Below are 20,799 nucleotides of genomic sequence, written 5' to 3'. Positions count from 1 at the left end.
TGTCTCCAGTTGAATGAGTATACTTCTGATATCCATTGTTTGTTGGATAATTATTTGTTGGATACAAAGCATTGGATTTGAATAATTGTCCCGATTGGATAATCGCAATAGCGATGGGTTCTAAAGCTTTTGTCCAGCTGTCTCTGATGCGCTGCTGCTCTTCCGGGGTGGGGTTGGTGCTTAACCGTTGAATTTCAGCCAGGACAATTGCTGGTAGTTGCTCGTAGAAACTCATTGCTAGTTCACTACCTACCTGATTCAGCAACAGTTGCACTAAAGCAGAGCTGTTCATTACATCATTCGCAACACTACCCGTTGCACCAGCGGCAGTTGCACTAGCGGCAGGGGGCAGATCTAATTGGGGGATAGAATCAACGGGAGATACAGGGGTTTTAACAGGCTCAGCAGGACTTTGAAGCGTGTCCCTGGCATCTTCAATCGGAGGTTGAACAATCACAGCAGGACTTTGAAGTGTGTCCCTGGCATCTTCAATCGGAGGTTGAACAATCGCAGCAGGATTTTGAAGCGTGTCGCTGCCATATTCAATAGGAATAGTAGGGTGAACAGGCACAGAACCTTTATGCGTATCCCAGGGGTCTTCAATCGTAGGGTGAACACCCGTAGCAGCGCCTTTAAGGCTGTCGATTGCACCTTCAATCGTAGGGTGAACACCCGCAGCAGCACCTTTTATTACTAAATCCGCAGCACCTTCAACAATCGCTTTAATACCCTCACCTACACTTTTACCAGTAAACGCCGCAGCAGCTGCACTGACTACAGCACCAAAGGTTGCTCCAGCTAAAGCAGCATTCGCCACACGCCTGCGGGTGCCTGTTGGCTGAACACCAGACTCTTCTGTAGCCGCGTCAGTCTCTTCGTTGGCTGCATCTGACGCAGCATCACCGCCATCTCCGCTAGTGTCTGCTGGAGGAACGCTGGACTGTGCCGGAATCCGGTCAGTATTTTCGTCATGCCGATCAAAAGGCTGATTGCTCTGTGTCATAATGCCCCGTCTCCTGCCTACCAAAACGGCTTAACGATCTGAAGTCACTGCTACTGCTAATTTAGCGATCGCACGTATAGACTTACACCGACCTCAAGGGAGACATCCTTAAATACCCAGCAAGGTATAGCCATATACGATGATTGGGATTCCATATCTACAACTACAGATGCAATAGGTGTTGAGTCATGTCTGCCTTTAGCTCAGTTAAATCCTTCTTGAGGCTCGTTAGAGTTGCAATAGATAACGAGCTACAGCAAAACGATATTTAGATGCTTGGGGGCAAAAGAGACAATGATGACTAATAATACGCCAAATTTCGAGAGACGTGACGAAAATGCTGGCTCTAGCGAGACAGCTCAACCTTATATTCGTACAGAAAGCACAACTCAACCTAGTGGAATACCAAGAGCAGAAAACAGCCCTACGATTACATCTCAATCTGTTGCTCGGCAACAACCCACCGACATCAATGCTCGGCAACAATCCGGCAGTATGAATGCTGGACAACAATCTAGCAGCATGAATCCAGCCTTATCTAGAGCGCTGATGGGAGGACTCATCGGTGCTACCTTAGGGACACTAGCCGGTCTGGTAGCTGGTAGGAGAACATCTGAGGGTGTGAAGCACGCTGCCAAAGGTGTTGGCGATGCGACAAAGACTATTGCTGGCGGTGTTAACCAGACTGCAAAAGGTGTTGGCGAAGCAGCAAAGACTGTAGCTGGCGGTGTTGGTCAGACAGCCAAAGGTGTTGGCGAAGCGGTTAAGAGTGTAGCTGAAGGCGTTAACTACGCTGTAGTAGGCACATTACAAGATACCGCTGAAGGTGTTAGCCAGGCTGTAGTAGGTACATTGGACGCAGTAAAGGGTACAGCTTCAAATGCTAAGCAAGTTGTAGCAGGTGCCGCAGACCAGCTACAGGATAAAACTGAGGATGCCAAGCAATCTGCAATCAGTGGATTGGACGCAGTTCAGGATGCCGCTGAGGATATCAAGCCATCTTACGAGCAGAACGTCAAGGTAGCGAAAGAGCATCCAGTGATCAGTACGCCGCAGGTCACGACAACTGCGAACATCGGCATGGAAAGGGACATGAATATGCAGACAGCATATATTTCCGGCCCAGATGAGGAAGATGTGGTTAATCGAAATAGGTTTTCAGAGACTGAAACCTCACTAGCTCCTAATGCAACCTATCTCCAAGAAGGGGAAGGTTCTGGTTTCCAACGTTATGAAGATACTGCTGACATTTAGAAGCAAGTCTTGATGACTGCGAATGATTGATAGAAGGGTTAGGAGTTAGGAGTTAAGAGTTGGAAATTGATAACTCATAATTCATGACTCCTAACCTTTATCAATTGTTCCTGAAAAACAACCCTTGCAAATTAGAATAAAATTGTAATTAGTTGGGTTTGAACTAAGCGTTAGCAAAGGATATTTCCGCATTTGCTTAGGTTAAGAGAATATCGCTTTTTTCCCATTTAAGCAGGCGGCTATCATCAGTATCTATTTAAGTAGAAAGGAGACGATTTTTATGATTGATAATGACAAAGTTTTGGGTGAAGATGAAATATTTGTTGAGCAAATTCCACACGAATATGATACTCCTCCGGCAGACACAGGCATGAATAATGCCTTGACTAAAATAGCGATTGGAGCATTCATTGGTGCTACGGTGGGTGCGATAGCTGGGGCTATGGCGAATAAGGGTGCCGTTGATCGGGTAAACCAGACTGTAAGAAATGCAGGAAATGCAGTCAAAAATGCCGCTGACGGTGTTAACCAAACTGTAAGAAGCGTAGGTGATGGTGTCAAGAACGTAGCTGTCAGCGTTAACGACACAGTAATCGATGTAGGGGACAAAGTTAAGGGCGTCACCCAGGATGTTAATTACACCGTAAAAGATACCCTTAGCACAGTTAAGGGTACAGCGGAGAATGTTAACGAGACTGTGAAAGGTACAGTGGATGTACTCAAGGATGCAGCGGATAATGTTAACGAGAATGTCAGAGGTGCGGGAGAAGCATTGAAAGGTGCATCTGAGGATGCCACTCCATCTGAACCTCAGATTGTCAAGGGGCCTGATAAGCAGGTAAAGTACATTTTAGTGCCAGTAGAAACTGAAGGGAATGTTTGATAAACCAAACTTCGAGGAAGGGGAAGTTTAGGAACAAATACTTGAAGTGTTGCTTTTGCAACTGGACAAATTTTGGTCGTCAGAACAAATTTTAATTAGAAGCGATCGCTCTCTGAAAAAAAGAAGCGATCGCTTCTTTTTTTCTAATAAAAAGGGTAGATTGAGGCTTGACTTTTATTCAATTGTAGAAATCTTAATAGATTAGGAATTGATTAAGGGCGGTGCCGTTTCAATTTTTCCAAGTAGCTCCATTTTTTCTGTGTCATCACACCAAGAAGATTTGATGGCATTTTTAATCAAATTTACAATATCATCCAAAGAAAACCCTAATTTTTCAACCAAAATTTTATATTCGTAAGCTAAACTCGAATTAAACATTTTTGGATCGTCAGTATTAACCGTTATCAGCAGTCCTTCCTCGTATAATTTTTTAATCGGGTGGAGTGAGATGTCAGCAACGACTCCTGTTCTCAGATTAGAGATAGGACACATCTCTATTGGGATTTGCTCTGATTTCAAAAAGGATACTAATTCTGGATCGTCTATCGCACGTACACCATGCCCAATACGATCCACTTTTAAGCTGCGAATGGCTCCCCAGATACTCTGAGAACCTGCTGCTTCACCCGCGTGGGCAGAAGTTTTAAATCCCAAGTTTCTCGCTTGCTCGTAAACCGCTTCGTAGGGTTCAGGAGGAAATGTTTGTTCCGAGCCACCGATGCCAATTCCCAAGACTCCAAGATTTTTTACCTCGTGAATCTGTTTTACCCAAGTCATTCCCTGTTCCGGTCCGAAATCTCGAATCAGGTCGGCTACTAAATTCACTGTAATTTTATCGGCATGAACATCCAAACCTTTGCGAATTGCTTCCGTGAGTTTCTGGGGTTCCAGTCCATGCCGAATAAAATCGCCTGGAGAATAAAAAGCTTCCACATAAATAACATTTTGAGAAGCTAAATCCTCAGCAACTTTACTGGCAATCAATGTAAAATCTTCGTATTCTCGTAAAAAGTTGTTCTTCCAAACCCAGGTATCAATAAAATGTTGAAAATCTTTGTATTGAAATTTTTGCTCCATCTGGGAGAATGAACCAACGGAAGAAACGGCATTATACTTTTCTATAAGTTGCCAAAGGGCTGTGAGGGGAATTGCTCCCTCCAGATGAAGATGAAGTTCAACTTTGGGTAATTGGTGCAGAGTATCATTTAGCAACATATTCTTAAGATGAAAAGTAATTTTTATCGGCGTCAGATGACGTAATTTTACCGCTCAAAAATCGCCAACTCTATTTATTAGAGTTACTTTGCCTAAAGGTTATTATCTTCCTCCAAGTGGTTCACCCGATTGGGTGACAGTATGGACAGATAGCTCCCATGTGAGAATATAGCGGGCAAGCAGTTGAGTCCAATACAAACCTAACCCCCAGCTCCTTCCCTAGTAGGAAAGGGGAGTAAGACTTAAATCAAAGCCTCTCTCCTCCTAGGACAGAGGTTTGGAGAGAGGTCAAAAATGTACTGCATCCAACTGAGAACGGCTATATCTCATTGATATTCCTTGGCAGTAAGGGTGCCTTTACACACAATTAGTTTTCTGTCAATGTAGAAGCGATAAAAATAATTCGTGGATGGGTGTTTTAGGATGATCATCACAGAAGTGTCTGATTCGTAACTGCTGAACACATCCGATGCTGAACATTCCTCAACTACTAGCACAAGAGCTTTCCCTCAAACCTTCTCAGGTGCAAAGTGCGCTAGAACTTTTCGCCGAGGGGTCAACGATTCCCTTTATTGCTCGTTATCGGAAAGAGCGTACTGGCACAATGGACGAAATCCAGCTTCGCAACCTGTCGGAGCGATTTACCTACCTGACGGAGTTAGAAGAGCGCAAGGCGGCGATTCTGGAAGCGATCGCATCCCAAGGTAAACTCACCGATGAGCTGAAAGCTAAAATCGAATCCTCTGTGCAAAAAACCGAACTAGAGGATCTTTACCTACCCTACAAAACGAAGCGACGGACACGTGCCACCATCGCGAGGGAAAAAGGACTGGAACCCTTAGCAGAATTTATCAAGTCGCTGAACAATCGCACTGCTCAGCCTGCATCTCTGGAGTCAGAGGCGGCAAAGTATATTTCTGAAGAAAAGGGAGTGAAGACGCTGGAGGAGGTGCTTAAAGGTGCTTCTGACATTTTGGCGGAGGCGGTGTCTGAAAAAGCTGAGGTGCGATCGCATCTACGCGACTATTTGATGAACGAAGGGGTATTCGTCTCGCGCATCAAAAACGATCATCCCGAAGGTTCCACCAAATTTGAGATGTACCGAAATTTTCAGGCTTCGGTGAAAAATATTGCGCCGCACAACTTGCTGGCGCTGCTGCGAGGCGAGACGGAGGAAGTGTTGAACCTAGAACTTTCCTTCGATGAAGAAGTTGTCCTGTCCTATTTGGAGTCGCAGGAAATCCAAACGAAAGTCCCAGCGGTGAGAGACTTTTATCGGGGAATGCTCAAAGATGCCTTCAACCGTTTGATGAAAGCTTCCCTGATTAGCGAAGTGCGTGCTGATAGAAAAGCTTATGCAGATGTCGAGTCGATTAAGACATTTGAAAGTAATTTGCGGGAGTTGCTGCTGTCGAGTCCAGCGGGATTGAAGCCAACGCTGGCAATCGATCCGGGATTTCGGACTGGGTGCAAAGTTGCCGTTCTTGATGAGACGGGGCAATTTTTAGAATACCAGGCTGTCTTTCCCCATCAAGCAGCCGAGCAGCGATTGAAGGCTGCCAGCACTATCAAGAAATTGATTGAAAAGTACAATATTCAACTGATAGCCATCGGTAATGGCACTGCCGGACGGGAGACGGATGAGTTCGTTGCAGAAATTCTCAAGACGATGGATCGCAAACCGATTAAAGTCATGGTGAATGAGTCGGGAGCATCGATTTATTCTGCGAGTGATGTAGCGATCGCAGAATTCCCCGATCTGGATATTACCGTTCGCGGTGCCATCAGCATCGGTCGTCGCTTGCAAGATCCCTTAGCCGAACTCGTCAAGATTGACCCCAAATCGATTGGCGTCGGACAGTACCAACACGATGTCGATCAAAAATTACTGAAAACGAAGCTAGATGACACGGTAGAAAGTTGCGTGAACTATGTCGGTGTGGATTTGAACACTGCCTCAAAAGAACTTTTGACCTTTGTTTCCGGGATGACACCAACGGTTGCCAAAAATATCATCACCTATCGCAACAAGCAGGGTGCATTCAAAAACCGCCGGGAATTGATGAAAGTGCCAAAATTAGGGCCAAAAGCCTTTGAACAGGCGGCTGGTTTCTTGCGGATTCGCGCTGGCGAAAATCCTTTAGATAATACAGCCGTACATCCTGAGAGTTATGGGGTTGTACAAGCGATCGCTAAAGATTTAAATGTACCGTTGGAGCAAATTACGCAAGTTGCAGAAAAACTTAAGTCAACCAACTTGAAGAAATACGTCACTGATACCGTCGGCGAACCGACGCTGCGCGATATTATCAGCGAACTAGAAAAGCCGGGAAGAGATCCCCGCGCCGAGTTTAAATATGCCACTTTTAAAGAAGGAGTCAAAGAAATAAGGGATCTCCAAATTGGCATGGAACTGGAAGGGATTGTGACGAATGTTGCTAACTTTGGCGCGTTTGTCGATATCGGCGTTCACCAAGATGGTTTGGTGCATATTTCGCAACTCTCTGACCGATTTGTAGACGATCCAAAACAAATTGTCAAAGTCGGACAAGTTGTGAAAGTGCGAGTTCTAGAAGTCAACGAGCAGTTGAAACGCATTAGTTTGTCGATGAAATCAGCAGGCGAAGCGAGTGGCGGAAGTAGTGTGAAAAAAACAAGCGATCGCACGCAGCAAAAATCACCGACACTGAACGACTTAAAAACAAAGTTTGGTAGAAAATCGTAAGCTTGCAACTTCCTAGCTCGATCCCCCCAGCCCCCCTTTTCAAGGGGGGCTAAAATTCTTAAGACTTTGGCAATATTGGGTAAGCTCTAAATAAAAAAATACTTTTTTATTTACAGATTCTGATTTTTATCAAGTTTTTTTAGTTTAGAAATGAAAAATATTGGTCTTAGCTTCCCTTAAAAAGGGGGATTGGGGCGCTCAAATATAGCAGCAGCCCAAAATTATCTTATCCCTCCAGCTTTTGAAATACCATCAAATGCTGCTGAGGTAAAAAGCTTTTTGTTTCCAACCATTGCAAACCCACTGCTGCCATTTCTTTACGCACTTGCTTTTGAGTCATTTTGTGCAGCGCTTTGATCAGAATAAACGGATTTTCACCGCGATACTCAACTAAAACTACACGTCCACCTGGTTTAAGCGCTTTCACAAGCGCTTCCATCACTTCTCTAGGATATTCAAATTCGTGATAGGCATCCACCATTAACGCCAAATCAACGCTTGCTGTCGGCAGATTCGGGTCTTTAATGGTGGCTAAAATTGGCTCAACATTCGTAATATTTCCCTCTTTTTTCATAAAATTCATCATGTCGAGCATCTCCGGCTGAACATCCACCGCCAGCACCTTCCCTTGTGACACGAGGGGAGCAATGCGAAAGCTCATGTATCCCGTCCCGGCTCCGATATCTGCCACAATATCAGTAGGTTTCAAGTCAAGGGCATTCACCACTTTAGAAGGTCGCTCTTCAGCTTCTCGACTCGGTCGTTCCAGCCAAAATGCTCCCTCATGTCCCATCACTTTAGCAATTTCTCGACCCATGTAAAACTTGCCAATGCCTTCTGAGCTGTGGTTGCTCCGTTCCTGATAAATCGCGTTATCAGAAGCTATTGTATTTGTTAGTCCCGTGTCAGCAGGATTAAGCAAGAAACCGCCTATCATTACCAAAATAATCACCGCTACACGTAATTTTTTCAAAATTTCCATCCTTGGTTTACCTAAATATGTCTCTGCTTTGTGCCCCAAAGCTCAACTTAGCACTCAGACAGTCAAGAGCATATCATCCGATTCCTTAAAATCTTCGGAATTCCCGAAGAAACGGCTATATGAAGAATCGGATGTATTAGGAAGTAGCTGGTGATGCGATCGCGGCATCGACTAATGGGCTAATCCCACTCGGAGATTCTCAAAGCACCGCTGGACGCCCATTTAAGTTGAAATTTTATCATTAAGTGCGCTTCGATCTGCCGGTGCGGGTGTCAGTCCTCAACCTGCCTTATTCGTTATGCTGTTTGGCATTCATGTGACGAATAATCCAATAACTAATTGAAAGAGATAATAGGGCAATTCCCAACCCAATTATGTCAACCCCTGATGTTTTTTCCAAGTCTAGAATAATAATTTTTCTAGCAACAGCGATTATAGAAGTAACAATAACTAATTCAACTTGAATAACGTGTTTTTTTAGATATGCAGTGATATTTTCTAGTATTTCAAGAGCAATCAAAACATTCAAAAACAATCCAAATATTTTGAACAATGTTTTAGTAAAAGGCTCATCTGGTTGACCAATCAGCGTTTGTACCAAAGACAGGCCTAGATTCCAAATTGCTAACAGGATAACTAATATCATAGCAATTGAAAGAACTTTGGAAACTATACCCTCTATATTTTCTAGTTGGTGTAAAAAGTTTTCATCTCTGAAAGCTGCTCTGATTTGTTTTGTTAGCTTTTTGCCTGTCCGCATTTTGCCAGTCTCTTTTTATAGACACACTATTAATATTATTTTAAAATTGGTATTACTTTTGATATTTAACACGATAAAAGGCAAAAGGAAAAATAACGTACCTTTTTTTCCTTTTGCCTTTTGCTTTATTCGTCGTCGTGAGCGAAGCGGTTGTAGAGAAAATCTAGAGCGTGATTCCGCAGCTTGTAGTATTGCGGATCTTCCATAATGCGGGCGCGATCGCGCGGACGCGGAAAAGGTATTTCCATTACCTCACCAATTTTAGCGTGAGGCCCATTCGTCATCATCACCAATCGATCTGCTAGAAATAGAGCCTCATCAATATCGTGAGTGATCATCAACACCGTCGCCCGGTTGTCGTTCCAAATTTTTAGCAGTTCTTCCTGTAATTCTTCCTTAGTAATTGCATCCAACGCCCCAAAAGGCTCATCCAAAATCAATACTTGGGGACGAATCGCCAAAGCACGAGCAATACTCACCCGCTGTTTCATCCCGCCGGATAATTGCGGCGGCTTTTTGTCAGCAGCTTCTGTGAGTCCTACCATTGCTAAATGATCTCGCACTATTGCCCTTTTTTCAGCTTCCGGTTTATTAGGATAAACTGCGTTAACAGCCAGGTAAATGTTTTCAAACGCAGTCCGCCAAGGCAACAAAGCGTAATTCTGGAATACTACCATGCGGTCTGGTCCCGGTTGGGTGATGCGCTTAGAGCCAACCCGCACCTCGCCGCTGCTGGGCGTATTGAAACCCGACACCATATTGAGCAGTGTCGATTTACCACAGCCAGAGTGACCGATGAGGCAGATAAACTCGCCTTGCTGTACGGTAAGGTTAACGTCTTCCAGCACCGTGTAAGGACCTTTTGGTGTTGGATAAACTTTGGATACGTTCTCAATCACCAAAAACGGTGAACTAGGGGATTTTTGAGTGTTGAGTGTTGAGTTTTGAGTTAAAGAATTTGAGGTTTGAAAGTTAAAAGCTTGCATGGCTGTAGAAGGAGTAAATAAACTGTGGGAGCAAAACTAGGGGATTTCTAATCGCGGCTACACAGGCAAAACTCTACAAAAGTGGGTTTCAAATTCAATCCACGCAGGCGGACAAGAGTTTGTATAGCCGCGAATGACCTTCGCTGGGGTTTCTATTAATTAAGCTGCCGTCTTTGTCCTGGAATCGATGACAACTTCCGCAACTGAAAAGTCCTGCTTAATTGCCAGACTGTTGAGGTAGGAAATTGGGTCATCGGCGTTAAAGGGAGTGCCGTCAAAAAGTTGAATTGCGCCGCGAGTGTAACTAATGTCAAGACCCAGTTCTCGCGCTGCTGTACTGAACGCACCAACTCGACAGACTCGTTCCAGGATTTCTACCCAATTTCTGGGGAAAGGAGTATCGCCCCAACGAGCTAGCTGTGTCATAATCCAAAGTTGCTCAGTGCGACTGGGACGGTTGACTCCACCTTCACCGTAAAACTGGTGATGGGCATACTCGCGCATGGGATGCTCTAAGCTACAGGCAGAGTAGTTTGGTTCTCCCATCTGGATGTAAGCCAAATCGGTGCTTACATACTCCCGTCGCGCCAAAATCTCCCGAATTTCTTGGGCATTAGCCATATCTGCACAGTATTTGCAAGCCTCTAAGAGAGCTTTAACTAAGGCAATGTGGGTGTTCGGATAAGCTGCTGCCCAGTCTTCCCGCACTCCTAGAACTTTGCCTGGGTGTCCCAGCCAAATTTCTAAGTCTGTCGCAATCGTAAAGCCAATTTCTTCCTCGGCGGCGCGGAGGTTCCAAGGTTCCCCGACGCAGTAACCGTCTATCGTTCCGGCTTGCAAATCTACCACCATTTGGGCGGGAGGGATAGTTTTCAGGGATACGTCGCGGTCGGGGTCAATGCCACCAGCTGCCAGCCAATAACGCAGCAGCAAATTGTGCATGGAACTGGGATGCACCATTCCCATCCGGTGCTGACGATCGGGGGTGCGACGCAGGTAATCTTTAAAATCAGATAAGGTGTACACGCCTTCCTCGTAGAAGTGCTTGGCGAGGGTGATGGCGTTGCCGTTGCGGGTCATGGTCAGGGAGGTGACGACCGGAACGGAGCGGTTTTCATGACCTCCCAGGGTTAACCAGAGAGGCATTCCGGAGGGCATCTGGGCGGCATCTAAATATCCGCCAGTCATGCCGTCGGTGATTCCCCGCCAGCTGGTTTCACGCATCAGGTTGACTTCATCAAGTCCATGCTTGGTAAAGAAACCTTTTTCTTTAGCAATCGCTAGAGGCGCACAAGCGGTTAGCGGTAAGAAGCCAATATCGAGATTAACTTTTTCTAGACCATGACGAGCGATCGCTGTCGTCTTCCTCGCCCGAATTTTCTTAATCCGTTTCTGCTGATTGAGGAAGTAAATCATCTCACTCCGCAAGCTGTAGTAGCTGGGATGTTCTACCACTTCCATCCGCTTGCGGGGTCGGGGAATATCAACTTCTAGAATTTGACCAATCTTGGATTCTGGCCCATTGGTGAGCATTACAATTCGGTCAGATAACAGTACCGCCTCATCGACATCGTGAGTCACCATGACGGCGGTGACTTGGTTTTCTTCGCAAATTTTCATCAGCTGTTCTTGCAAGTTCCCCCGCGTCAGTGCATCTAATGCACCAAACGGTTCATCTAATAGGAGTAACTTGGGACGAATCGCGAGGGCGCGGGCGATCGCAACCCGCTGTTTCATTCCACCCGATAATTGAGCAGGTGGTTTATCGGCAGCATGACGCAACCCTACCATATCGATATGCTGCTCAACGATTGCTTTGCGTTCCCCGGCTGGCAAATCTTTCATCACCGAGTTTACCGCTAACGCAATATTTTCCCGTACTGTGCGCCAAGGCAATAGCGAATAATTTTGGAATACTACCATCCGGTCAGGGCCAGGTTTAGTAATGCGTTGCCCTTCCAGCGTCACTACACCTTCAGTTGGCAAATCTAAGCCTGCCACCATGTTTAACAAAGTGGATTTACCACAACCGGAGTGACCAATTAGAGAGACAAATTCTCCCTTTTTTATCTGGAGGTCAATTCCTTTGAGGGCGACATAGGTGCCACCTCCGGTTAACGAAAAAACTTTATCAATTTGGTCAACGGCAACAAAAACGCTCATGGTAGTTGGTGATTGGTAATTGGTAATTGGTGATGACTAACGGGTGGTTGGTAGTAGGTAATAGGTAGTAAGTAGGCGCTTTTTACCCATTACCTATCCCCTACTTCTGTCCTTCGGGTAAAATCCGCGTTTCGATCCAACCCATCGCTTTATCTAGCAGCAGACCAACAACACCGATGTAGATTAAAGCCAAGATAACTTCGCTAACTGCGTTATTCTGATAAGCTTCCCAGATAAAGAAGCCAATCCCGACAATCCCGGACATCACAATTTCTGCTGCGATAATTGCCAACCAAGCCAAACCGATTGCAATTCTCAAACCTGTGAAAATGTAGGGTAAAGCAGCAGGAATGAGAATATTGAAGAAGTATTCTTTCCGTGAAAGCTGCAAAACTTTGGCGACGTTGTTGTAATCTTGGGGGATTTGCTTCACTCCTACCGCTGTATTAATCAAGATAGGCCAAATAGCGGTGATAAAAATTACGAAAAGGGCGGCTGGTTCGTTTTGGCGCAATGCTGCCAAAGAAATTGGCACCCAAGCTAGAGGCGGTACGGTTCGCAATAACTGGAAGATGGGATCTAAAGCTTTGGACATCATTTTATTCGTACCAATCAAGATGCCCAAGGCAATACCAATAATCGCTGCTAAGGAGTAACTAATAGCGACTCGTTGTAAACTAGCGAGAATCTGCCAAAACAAACCTTTGTCCGTACCGCCTCGGTCATAAAAAGGCCAGAAAATTAGTATCCAAGTATCTTTGACAACCTGTATTGGCCCTGGTAGCGTTGCACCTGGAGTCCAAGAAAACAGCTGCCACGCGCCGAGGAAGATAGCGATCGCAATAAATGGCGGTATCAGGTCGGGAAATTGTTTGTTCAGGCGGGATAACCAAGCGTTCTGGGAAGCAGTTGCAGGGCGTCTTTGTAGCGTTGTCATGGATAGTGTTCTCCTAAACTTTACTAATGGGTAATCGGTCTATTGGTTGTTGCCCGTGGTCTATTGTTTGTTATCAACTAACTGCTGACAACCGACTAAGCTCTCACCTTCTTGATTTTCAGTTGTTGCAGGTAAGCTGTGGGATTATCTGGGTCAAACTTGACACCATCAAAAAATTCTTCAACGCCACGAGACGTACTTGTAGGAATGTCCGCAGCAGAAATTCCGGCTTCTTTGGCAGCTTCTCGCCAAATGTCTTCCCGATTGACTTTATCAATAAGGGCTTTAGCATTTGCCAATGTAGATTCAGGCAAAAATCCCCAGCGGACGCTTTCTGTGAGAAACCAAAGATCGTGGCTCTTATAAGGATAAGAAACACTTCCTTTTTCATCTTTCCAGTAATAAGCTGCCATTGATTTATCATCAATGATGCGACCATCGCCCATATCGTATTTACCTTGGAATGGTTCTGCCAGTATTTCAGATGGAAGATTAAAATAATTTCGTGCGCCAAGGATTTCAGCGGCTTCTTTTCGGTTGTCAAAATTATCCAACCATTGCTGCGCTTCCATAATGCCTTTCAAAAGCGCTTTGGTTGCTTTAGGATTTTTATCAACCCAATCTCCTCTCATGGCGAAGTATTCTTCGGGGTGATTTTTCCAAATTTGCGCTGTTAATGCTGAAACGAAGCCAATCTTATCTTTAACAATTCGATAAGGCCAAGGGTCGCCTGTACTGAAAGCATCCATTGTCCCCGTCTTCATATTGGCAACAGTTTGAGCAGAGGGTACGGGAATTAATTTAACTTCAGTATCTGGATCGATGCCGTTTCCAGCTAACCAGTAGCGAATCCAGAAATCCTGATTAACTTGTGCAAAAGTATAAGCAGCGGTAAATGGAGTTTTTGCGGATTTTAGTCCGTCAAAAAATGCCGTTGCTTTGTCCATTTTTAACTCAAGACCTTTTCCTAAATGCTTGCTAGCAATCGCAATTCCATTTCCATGAGTAATCAACTGAGCCAGCACGTACATAGAAATTTTCTGATTACCTTTGGTGATTAAGCCTTCAGTAATGAGATGCGGCATTGGCATCTGATATTGACCACCATCAACGCCGCCACCCGCTGAACCTATTTCGGTGTTATCCCGCATAGAACCCCAGGAAGCTTGCTTGGAAAGCTCAACTCCAGTCATGCCATACTTGGCAAAGAAGCCTTTTTCTTGAGCAATAATAAAAGGAGCTGCTTCTACAATTGGGATATATCCTAGTTTTACTTTATTAGTTTCCGGAGCTTGTTCTGGGCTAATATTAGCGGCAGGCGTTGTCTGGGCTTGAGTTCTGTTGTTGAATTCTGGGGGATTTCCTAAACAACCTTTGAGCAATAAAGACCCCATTGCGGAGGCTCCAGCAGTTAGGATGAATTTGCGGCGTGAAAGTTTAGAAAATTCGCTCATAAGGTCTCCTTGCTACAATCTTGTTTAGGATTTTGAACAGAAAAGCTATCTAAATCAAAAGAACGCTTTTTAAATGCAAAAGCCATGCCAATTAGAGGCACAACAAACCGATTCCCTGGAATGGTTAAAGGTTTAATGCACTAATGACGGTTGTTGGATACAACCAAGTCGCGAACCTAGTGATAGATTTACGACAATTAGCTTTTGAAAAATTTGCTGAGGTTGCTCGCGCTAGCTTCTTTGCGTCAGGTAACGTTGCTTTTCCTCTGCGTTAAAGGTAAATATATCACCTTGATTAGTGAGCGCCTAGCTAAAAAGTATTACTTATCAGTGGAATCTTCAATGGTATTTATAAATTTTTTCTTTAGATTAGACGCCATAATCAGCTAAACCAATAGGCTGATTAACGGGTGATTATCTAAACTCCTGAATTTGAGCTAAAACCTAATACAAGGCAGCGCGATCGCTCAAATTGCATACATCAGGCAGACTTGTTAATGAAAAATCCAATGGTAATCATAGAAATTTCCTTGGATGTCATCGCTCGACCGAATAAACAGCCTAATTAAGTTTTGCTTATTTAACCGATTTAATGTGGTTTATCAATTTTCCTCAACTTGAGGCGATCGCTGATGCTGAATGTATTGATCCCTCTAGCCTGTCGGGAGAGCTAAATTCATCTTCTATTTCCGCCTAACACACCTAGCAGACTGGTGATCTTGGTAGATTACGATGTGAAGCGAGCAGCCAGTTTTTGGTTGGGTTTCGCTCCCACACAAGCCTAACGAACGGCTTTTCAAAGGTTTCAAGAGTTTTGGAGAGTCTTGCAGCTCGAAACCTCACCCCCAACTCTCTCTTTGCTTGCAGGGAAGAGCCGGGGTGGGGTAAAACTGGACTGCATCCAAACCAGAATTGCTGTATGCGAAAACTAAAATATTACGTAGCTTGCACCATTGATGGGTTTATTGCCCACGAAGACCACACAATTGATGGTTTTCCTCCGGAAGGCGAACACATAACCGATTATCTCGAATCGCTCAAGCAGTTTGATGTTGTTTTAATGGGACGCAGGACATACGAGTTCGGACTGAAGCTCGGCGTGACTAATCCTTATCCAGCGATGAAGCAGTACGTTTTCTCGCGGACGATGAAGGAAAGCCCCCATGAGAATGTTGAACTCGTTTCGGACAATATTACTGAATTGGTCAGGAAATTGAAAAATGAAACCGGCAAAGACATCTACCTTGGCGGTGGCGCGGATTTAGCGACAATGCTTTTTGGCGAAAACTTGATTGACGAGATCGTCCTGAAGTTGAGTCCGGTACTATTCGGTTCGGGCATTCCACTTTTTTCTGGAGTCATCAAGCAAACCGCTTTAGAACTCACGGACAGCAAAATCTATGCAACTGGTGTCTTATTGCTTCATTATCGGGTGAAGAATTGAAGTATTCAGGCTGACAGATTAGAGGATATTAAGGTCAAGCGATCGCTTCTGAACTTCCGCTTGCTTGAGATAAGATGCTCGTCGCCTAATGGACGATTAGTTCTTACAAGCCTAAAAGACTCACCACCATTTTTAGCAATCCGATCCGCGAAAACCTGTGCCAGTTGCAAACTTCCGAAACCAGACAGCACTGCTGGGGACGCGATCGCTTCTTCCCAATCGCTCGCGTAGAAGGGGGCGTGAACTGTAGAAAGCATCCACAAAGCAAATTGACTTTTTGGGCGCTAGGCTAACGCCTCGCTTTGCTGTTTTCATGCCCAAAGGGCTGTACGCGATCGCATCCAATTTAATTTATGACTCAGTAACACTCACCGCAGCCCTGAGAATTGCTAAAATTTGCATCATTTATCTTTCAGGGGGAGTGATGACAAACTGGCAAATCATTAGTGGTGGAGTAACGGCTCCTAGAGGGTATCGGGCGGCTGGAATCGCCGCCGGACTAAAGCCTTCAGGCTTACCGGATTTAGCGCTAATTTATTCAGAGGTAGAAGCGATCGCAGCAGGCGTCTTCACCACCAGTCAAGTACGCGCTGCCTGTGTCGATTATTGCCGTCAGCACCTCTCTACCAAACACAGCGCCCACGCAATTCTCTGCAACGCTGGGCAAGCCAACGCCGCCACGGGTTCCCAAGGTTGGATTGACGCGATTGAAAGCGCTCAGATGTTGGCTCAAATACTGAATATTTCCTCTGACTCTATTTTGCTAGCATCTACGGGCGTTATTGGGCAACGAATTAAGATGGATGCCCTGCGAGATGGAATTCCTAAATTGGTCGCTGCTGCTTCTGAAACCGGCGGCGATGCAGCAGCCCAAGCAATCGTCACCACCGACTTAGTGACGAAATCAATTGCGTTAGAGACCACTTTTGGCGATCGCCCGGTGCGAATCGGCGGCATGGCAAAAGGATCTGGGATGATTCATCCCAACATGGCGACGATGCTAGCTTTTGTCACTTGCGATGCGGCGGTTGCTCCTTCTCTCTGGCAAAAAATGGTAAGTCGAGCCGCTGACCAAAGTTTCAACCAAATTACCGTAGATGGCGATACCAGTACCAACGATACGCTGATCGCCTTAGCAAATGGGGAATCTCGCACCCCAGCGATTACCGAGATGGGACCAGACGCCGAGAAATTAGAGGCGATGCTGACTGAAGTTTGCCAATATTTAGCGAAAGCGATCGCCCGTGATGGCGAAGGGGCTACCTGCTTAATTGAAGTGCAAGTTACCGGCGCATCTGATGAAAAAGCTGCCCGTCAGGTTGCCAAAACGGTTGTCGGTTCATCCTTAGTTAAGTCAGCCGTGTTTGGGCACGATCCAAACTGGGGAAGAATTGCAGCAGCGGCGGGTCGTTCCGGAGTGCTGTTCGATCAAGAACATCTCCGCATTCAGCTAGGGGACTTCTTATTGATGGAAAATGGTCAACCGTTGCCCTTCGATCGGGCGGCGGCGAGTGCTTATTTAAAACAAGCGGCGGCGGCGTCGGCAAAAGAGGTTCTCAGCACTGATTCCAGCAATGACTTAATGCAAGTAGAGTCGGGTGAACCTGTTGCGTTTAGTCGTCCTGCATCGCCCACTGATTTTAAAGAGCAGACTGTTGCGATCGCGCTGAGCATCGGGAATGGTTCGGGTTCTGGTGTCGCTTGGGGCTGCGACTTGAGTTATGACTATGTGAAGATTAACGCTGAGTACACAACCTGACTTTTGAATAATTTGGCTGATCTGTTCTAGGTGCCATACTGCGGACTCTCGCAAAGGTTAATAGGATGAAAACTGAAACAACCAAAAATATCATCAAATTTCAATCCTATAAGTTTGCCTTTGAGCGCATGGAAGAGGCAATTCAAAAAGAGTTTTTTCTGGAATCAATTATGATTGCGGAAAGCATCATTTCAGATCGGCTTCTCAGTTACTTAGTTGTTAGACTGAAAGAAGCCGGTGAAACTCATCAGTTTACAAATAAAGAAACTTTCCTAGGAAGATTGATTCAGGAATGGAAAAGGCGGGATGAGAAAGTTCCGTATAAAACTAGGGAAGATTTGATTGATGCTGTGAGGCTCTGGAGCTACGACCGGAATGAATGCGCTCATGGTCTTGTGAAATCTCGACCTGGCGACCCGACTACATCGGTAGAAGAGTTTACCAAAAAAGCTTCTAACTGTGCAGTTAATGGGAAACAGCTAGCCCGTGATATCTGTAGCTGGACGCAAAGCAAAAAATCAAAAATTAGAAAGACGAAAGTCCAAGCGCCTGAATCAATCGATACACCCACACAGCCTGCTTGTTCTGATTTAATTTAGGGCGATCGCTTGGTGAAAGCGATCGCCGAGTGCCCCATGAAACTACCAACACACGCATTGTCCTCCCTAGGAGGATCGATAATGTATGTTCAGAAAAATGGAGTTGCTTTGCCTTGCCCTCATGTTGGGAATCGCCTTGCTGCCCAAACAAACACTGGCGCAAGAGTCATCTTACTTAGAATCGCGGATTTCTAGATTGGAATCCGAAACTTATCAATTGCGATCGCAAATAAATCAGCTACAGTCGCAGTTACAAGGACAGAACCAGTCCCCCTCTGGAAGAACCGGCTCAACGAAACCAGCGCCTCCTATCGCCCCTAGAGGCAATCGACCAGCCTCAGCAGACCCCATGTTTGACCGCCTAGCCACTCTGGTAATCGAACTCAAGCAGCGTATCAACAAACTAGAAGCACAAGTTGCTGAATTACAAAAACAACGCCGTTGAAACTCCCCACGGCTATAAGCCGGGGGATGCTTTCACCTCAGGGATTTCCATGAATTTATCCTCCCAAAGGTACTGCGGCGAAGAATTGGGTAGAAGCCAAACAATTTTAGATTTTTTAACCAAAACCTGGTGCATCTACGCTCCTGATAAATTCCCAGCAATTTCTCGATACCGACAAAGCAACCTTTGATCGGGGAACCGCTAATCTTAAGCTTGGGTAAGGATTTCGACGCCTTCCTCAGTAACAGCCACCGTATGCTCAAACTGGGCGGAGAGCTTGCGATCGAGTGTGACAGCCGTCCACCCATCGTCGAGAAGCTCGACTTCCCAAGTTCCCTCATTAATCATCGGTTCAATCGTAAAAACCATGCCTGGTCTCAGACGCTTCCCGGTTCCGCGTCTACCATAATGGAGGATCTCTGGTGCAGTATGGAAAATGCGGTGAACACCGTGTCCCGCGAAGTTCCGCACCACAGAAAAACCTTCTCCTTCAGCGTACTCTTGAATCGCTGCCCCAATATCGCCAATCCGCGCCCCCGGCTTGACTTCAGCAATTCCTCTGTTTAGGCACTCCAGCGTCACCTCAACCAACTTTTTCGCGATGGGTGAGGGCTTCCCGACAAAAAACGTCTTAGAGGTATCGCCGTGGTAGCCATCCACCAGCGGCGTCACATCAATGTTAATGATGTCTCCTTCTTTGAGAACCTGTTTAGCGCTGGGGATGCCGTGACAGACCACCTCATTGATACTGGTGCAAAGAGACTTGGGAAATCCCTTGTAGCCCAGCGGGGCGCTTTTCGCTTTGTGAGCCAAAGTCCAGCGTTCAGCTTCATCGTTGATTTCTAGGGTACTGACTCCTGGCTTGACCATCGGTTCTAGATGGTTGAGGAGTTCAGCCGCCAAGCGTCCAGCCTGACGCATTTTATCCAACTCCCGGTTTGACAACAGCTCAATTGTTTCGCTTTTCATCTGTAATATATTTCCTTGATTTTCTAGTGGCGATTAGCTGCTTGTGAGGCAAGAGAAGGCGTCTCATTTGCAGCTAATTCGTGTATCTGGGAATGCAGAGTAGAGGCGCTGCTTCCCCCTGGCTCTGTTTCTGGTGCGTTCTGGAGTGGTTTATTTCTGGGCGTGAATCACCTGCAAACTTCCACCTGCATGGAGAGTCGGTTCTTCCACCAGATTAAACCCAATCTCCTGCAACAACCCAGCCAAATCCGTCTTTAACAGCTGCCAAGCGGTTTCTGTTTCAAACAGCCACAAAAATAGGGAGATTGGAGGCCAAAATAGCGGATTTGTGGGACGATGAAAATCGACCAAGGCAAAGATGCCTCCCGGTTTTAGTACCCGGTAGACTTCTTGGAGAATTTGCCGCAATCGATCGGGTTCCATTTCATGCATAGCAGCACGTTTCTGAATCGATCGTTAACCCTTGCAAAGGTAGTTGACGAAATCTTGCTTCCCCGCCTACACTCACAGCAGCTAAACGAGCGATCGCATCATACAGCCACTGGTGTTGATAACTCCAAGTACTTAAAATAGTAGCCACTACTCTACCCGTAGTTAAAATCTGTATCTCTTATTGCAGACCCGAACCTTTAAAAGAATATTATTGTTAAAATCAGTAACGAAAATGAAAGATTTGGAAACTGTAACCGCTATGGGTCGTGTAGGAGTTTTGCTACTAAATCTGGGTGGGCCGGATGATTTAGAGGATGTTGGGCCTTTTCTGTTTAATCTGTTTTCCGACCCAGAGATTATTCGCATACCCTTTTCTGGGCTACAGAAACCCTTAGCGTGGCTGATTTCCACCTTAAGAACCAAAAAATCGCAAGAAAACTATCGGGAAATCGGGGGCGGCTCCCCACTGCGGCGGATTACAGAAGCCCAAGCAGAAGCGCTTCAGGCAAAATTGCAGCAACAAGGACAAGAAGCGAATATTTACATCGGGATGCGTTACTGGTATCCCTTTACAGAAGAAGCGATCGCTCGCATCAAACGCGACGCCATAGAACACCTGGTAATTCTCCCCCTCTATCCTCAATTTTCCATCAGTACAAGCGGTTCCAGCTTCCGCCTTTTAGAAAGACTGTGGCAGGAAGACCCAGCACTGAGCCGAATTGAATACACCGTCATTCCCTCCTGGTATCACCAACCCAGCTACCTGCAAGCAATGGCTGAGTTGATTAC

Annotated in this window: 18 protein-coding genes and 1 pseudogene; 8 read left to right on the top strand and 11 right to left on the bottom strand. The window is 45.7% G+C overall.

Going from position 1 to position 20,799, the window contains the following annotated elements:
* On the bottom strand, positions 1–1,003 hold a 1,003-nt coding region (locus tag NDA06_RS22175), incomplete at its 3' end, for a hypothetical protein (protein ID WP_348251858.1).
* Positions 1,004–1,297: 294 nt separating this feature from the next.
* Here NDA06_RS22175 and NDA06_RS22170 point away from each other — a divergent pair.
* Together NDA06_RS22170 and NDA06_RS22165 are read left to right on the top strand one after the other, a co-directional pair.
* On the top strand, positions 1,298–2,257 hold the full coding sequence (locus NDA06_RS22170; RefSeq protein ID WP_348251857.1) for a hypothetical protein: 960 nt from the start codon (positions 1,298–1,300) through the stop codon (positions 2,255–2,257).
* A 280-nt stretch (positions 2,258–2,537) separates the two neighbouring features.
* Positions 2,538–3,140, top strand: a complete 603-nt coding sequence (locus NDA06_RS22165) for a hypothetical protein (protein WP_190429271.1) — start codon at positions 2,538–2,540, stop codon at positions 3,138–3,140.
* A 201-nt stretch (positions 3,141–3,341) separates the two neighbouring features.
* On the opposite strand, the gene add is transcribed toward NDA06_RS22165, so the two are convergent.
* Entirely contained in the window at positions 3,342–4,355 is a 1,014-nt protein-coding gene (gene add / locus NDA06_RS22160; protein WP_190985736.1) for an adenosine deaminase, read from the bottom strand.
* Positions 4,356–4,824: 469 nt separating this feature from the next.
* Here add and NDA06_RS22155 point away from each other — a divergent pair, with 469 nt between their 5' ends.
* A complete protein-coding gene (locus NDA06_RS22155; protein ID WP_190985735.1) occupies positions 4,825–7,080 on the top strand; it encodes a Tex family protein in 2,256 nt (751 codons plus the stop codon).
* Between the two features lie 226 nt (positions 7,081–7,306).
* Here NDA06_RS22155 and NDA06_RS22150 read toward each other — a convergent pair whose 3' ends face one another.
* The 6 genes from NDA06_RS22150 to NDA06_RS22125 all read right to left on the bottom strand — a co-directional run bounded on the left by NDA06_RS22150 (position 7,307) and on the right by NDA06_RS22125 (position 14,362).
* The gene (locus tag NDA06_RS22150) at positions 7,307–8,017 is read right to left on the bottom strand and encodes a class I SAM-dependent methyltransferase (RefSeq protein WP_348251861.1); all 711 of its coding nucleotides are present in this window, start codon (positions 8,015–8,017) and stop codon (positions 7,307–7,309) included.
* A 334-nt stretch (positions 8,018–8,351) separates the two neighbouring features.
* Positions 8,352–8,822 (bottom strand): phosphate-starvation-inducible PsiE family protein, encoded by a 471-nt coding sequence (locus NDA06_RS22145; protein ID WP_190985734.1) that lies wholly within the window; start codon positions 8,820–8,822, stop codon positions 8,352–8,354.
* A 125-nt stretch (positions 8,823–8,947) separates the two neighbouring features.
* Entirely contained in the window at positions 8,948–9,808 is an 861-nt protein-coding gene (locus NDA06_RS22140) for a nitrate ABC transporter ATP-binding protein (RefSeq protein WP_190687780.1), read from the bottom strand.
* A gap of 159 nt (positions 9,809–9,967) precedes the next feature.
* On the bottom strand, positions 9,968–11,971 hold the full coding sequence (locus NDA06_RS22135) for a nitrate ABC transporter ATP-binding protein (protein WP_190985733.1): 2,004 nt from the start codon (positions 11,969–11,971) through the stop codon (positions 9,968–9,970).
* 100 nt (positions 11,972–12,071) lie between these two features.
* On the bottom strand, positions 12,072–12,908 hold the full coding sequence (gene ntrB, locus NDA06_RS22130) for a nitrate ABC transporter permease (RefSeq protein WP_190985732.1): 837 nt from the start codon (positions 12,906–12,908) through the stop codon (positions 12,072–12,074).
* Between the two features lie 95 nt (positions 12,909–13,003).
* Entirely contained in the window at positions 13,004–14,362 is a 1,359-nt protein-coding gene (locus NDA06_RS22125; protein WP_190985731.1) for a CmpA/NrtA family ABC transporter substrate-binding protein, read from the bottom strand.
* Between the two features lie 919 nt (positions 14,363–15,281).
* Here NDA06_RS22125 and NDA06_RS22120 point away from each other — a divergent pair.
* Positions 15,282–15,806, top strand: coding sequence for a dihydrofolate reductase family protein (locus tag NDA06_RS22120; RefSeq protein WP_190985730.1), 525 nt, complete (start codon positions 15,282–15,284; stop codon positions 15,804–15,806).
* Between the two features lie 5 nt (positions 15,807–15,811).
* Here the strand turns inward: NDA06_RS22120 and NDA06_RS22115 are convergent, their stop codons facing one another.
* The gene (locus NDA06_RS22115) at positions 15,812–16,063 is read right to left on the bottom strand and encodes a hypothetical protein (RefSeq protein WP_190985729.1); all 252 of its coding nucleotides are present in this window, start codon (positions 16,061–16,063) and stop codon (positions 15,812–15,814) included.
* A 167-nt stretch (positions 16,064–16,230) separates the two neighbouring features.
* Here NDA06_RS22115 and argJ point away from each other — a divergent pair, with 167 nt between their 5' ends.
* The 3 genes from argJ to NDA06_RS22100 all read left to right on the top strand — a co-directional run bounded on the left by argJ (position 16,231) and on the right by NDA06_RS22100 (position 18,609).
* Positions 16,231–17,565: a bifunctional ornithine acetyltransferase/N-acetylglutamate synthase gene (gene argJ, locus NDA06_RS22110; RefSeq protein WP_190985754.1), complete on the top strand. Its 1,335-nt coding sequence runs from the start codon at positions 16,231–16,233 to the stop codon at positions 17,563–17,565.
* 65 nt (positions 17,566–17,630) lie between these two features.
* Complete coding sequence (locus NDA06_RS22105; RefSeq protein ID WP_190985728.1) at positions 17,631–18,164, top strand: hypothetical protein; 534 nt, start codon at positions 17,631–17,633, stop codon at positions 18,162–18,164.
* Between the two features lie 85 nt (positions 18,165–18,249).
* Complete coding sequence (locus NDA06_RS22100; RefSeq protein ID WP_190527051.1) at positions 18,250–18,609, top strand: hypothetical protein; 360 nt, start codon at positions 18,250–18,252, stop codon at positions 18,607–18,609.
* Positions 18,610–18,816: 207 nt separating this feature from the next.
* Here the strand turns inward: NDA06_RS22100 and map are convergent, their stop codons facing one another.
* Both map and NDA06_RS22090 read right to left on the bottom strand, forming a co-directional pair.
* Positions 18,817–19,578: a type I methionyl aminopeptidase gene (gene map / locus NDA06_RS22095; RefSeq protein ID WP_190410107.1), complete on the bottom strand. Its 762-nt coding sequence runs from the start codon at positions 19,576–19,578 to the stop codon at positions 18,817–18,819.
* Positions 19,579–19,728: 150 nt separating this feature from the next.
* Positions 19,729–20,158 (bottom strand): annotated as a pseudogene (locus NDA06_RS22090) (methyltransferase domain-containing protein).
* A gap of 111 nt (positions 20,159–20,269) precedes the next feature.
* Here NDA06_RS22090 and hemH point away from each other — a divergent pair.
* Positions 20,270–20,799 (top strand): ferrochelatase (hemH, locus tag NDA06_RS22085; protein WP_348251860.1); only part of this gene is annotated, 530 nt, incomplete at its 3' end.

The sequence above is a fragment of the Trichocoleus sp. ST-U1 genome, from assembly GCF_039961835.1.
Taxonomy (GTDB): domain Bacteria; phylum Cyanobacteriota; class Cyanobacteriia; order Cyanobacteriales; family FACHB-T130; genus FACHB-T130.
Note: the sequence above shows the minus strand (reverse complement) of the source record. Positions and strands in the feature narration are given on the sequence as shown.

What these genes read in the sequence shown, in the direction of transcription:
- NDA06_RS22170 (WP_348251857.1), top strand. Translation starts at nt 1,298, where the DNA reads ATGATGACTAATAATACGCCAAATTTCGAGAGACGTGACGAAAATGCT.
- NDA06_RS22125 (WP_190985731.1), bottom strand. Translation starts at nt 14,362, where the DNA reads ATGAGCGAATTTTCTAAACTTTCACGCCGCAAATTCATCCTAACTGCT.
- NDA06_RS22150 (WP_348251861.1), bottom strand. Translation starts at nt 8,017, where the DNA reads ATGATAGGCGGTTTCTTGCTTAATCCTGCTGACACGGGACTAACAAAT.
- NDA06_RS22120 (WP_190985730.1), top strand. Translation starts at nt 15,282, where the DNA reads ATGCGAAAACTAAAATATTACGTAGCTTGCACCATTGATGGGTTTATT.
- argJ (WP_190985754.1), top strand. Translation starts at nt 16,231, where the DNA reads ATGACAAACTGGCAAATCATTAGTGGTGGAGTAACGGCTCCTAGAGGG.
- ntrB (WP_190985732.1), bottom strand. Translation starts at nt 12,908, where the DNA reads ATGACAACGCTACAAAGACGCCCTGCAACTGCTTCCCAGAACGCTTGG.
- add (WP_190985736.1), bottom strand. Translation starts at nt 4,355, where the DNA reads ATGTTGCTAAATGATACTCTGCACCAATTACCCAAAGTTGAACTTCAT.
- NDA06_RS22105 (WP_190985728.1), top strand. Translation starts at nt 17,631, where the DNA reads ATGAAAACTGAAACAACCAAAAATATCATCAAATTTCAATCCTATAAG.
- NDA06_RS22115 (WP_190985729.1), bottom strand. Translation starts at nt 16,063, where the DNA reads ATGCTTTCTACAGTTCACGCCCCCTTCTACGCGAGCGATTGGGAAGAA.
- NDA06_RS22135 (WP_190985733.1), bottom strand. Translation starts at nt 11,971, where the DNA reads ATGAGCGTTTTTGTTGCCGTTGACCAAATTGATAAAGTTTTTTCGTTA.
- NDA06_RS22145 (WP_190985734.1), bottom strand. Translation starts at nt 8,822, where the DNA reads ATGCGGACAGGCAAAAAGCTAACAAAACAAATCAGAGCAGCTTTCAGA.
- NDA06_RS22140 (WP_190687780.1), bottom strand. Translation starts at nt 9,808, where the DNA reads ATGCAAGCTTTTAACTTTCAAACCTCAAATTCTTTAACTCAAAACTCA.
- map (WP_190410107.1), bottom strand. Translation starts at nt 19,578, where the DNA reads ATGAAAAGCGAAACAATTGAGCTGTTGTCAAACCGGGAGTTGGATAAA.
- NDA06_RS22100 (WP_190527051.1), top strand. Translation starts at nt 18,250, where the DNA reads ATGTTCAGAAAAATGGAGTTGCTTTGCCTTGCCCTCATGTTGGGAATC.
- NDA06_RS22165 (WP_190429271.1), top strand. Translation starts at nt 2,538, where the DNA reads ATGATTGATAATGACAAAGTTTTGGGTGAAGATGAAATATTTGTTGAG.
- NDA06_RS22155 (WP_190985735.1), top strand. Translation starts at nt 4,825, where the DNA reads ATGCTGAACATTCCTCAACTACTAGCACAAGAGCTTTCCCTCAAACCT.